This is a genomic window from Clostridium sp. HBUAS56010, from assembly GCF_007115105.1.
Lineage (GTDB): Bacteria > Bacillota > Clostridia > Lachnospirales > Lachnospiraceae > Lacrimispora.
The window spans coordinates 1-234 of the sequence record NZ_SULJ01000060.1 but is presented as its reverse complement, the minus strand read 5'-3'; the positions used below and the strand labels follow the sequence as shown (position 1 = coordinate 234).

Sequence of the window (234 nt, the reverse complement as noted above, 5' to 3'; positions counted from 1 at the left end):
GTATTATCTGTAGTATTAAATAGAATGAAACACAAAGAGTTTCCAGATACCGCCATAGGAGTTGCATCAGATAGAAAATGGGGAATCCAGTATGCTTCTTGGTACGATGGCAATGCAAATAGAGTGCCTACCGAGAGAAATTGGGCAAATGCAAAGTGGGTACTTGAGAATGGAAGTATACTGCCTGATTATGTGATTTGGCAATCAAGAGGGAAACAGGGGAACGGTGTCTAT

The 234-nt window shown here is 41.0% G+C and carries 1 protein-coding gene; it reads left to right on the top strand.

All coding sequences use genetic code 11. The annotated features are described in order from the left end of the window. Nucleotides 1–234: cell wall hydrolase (locus FAY33_RS19175; protein WP_143323078.1), on the top strand; the 234-nt coding region annotated here is incomplete at both ends.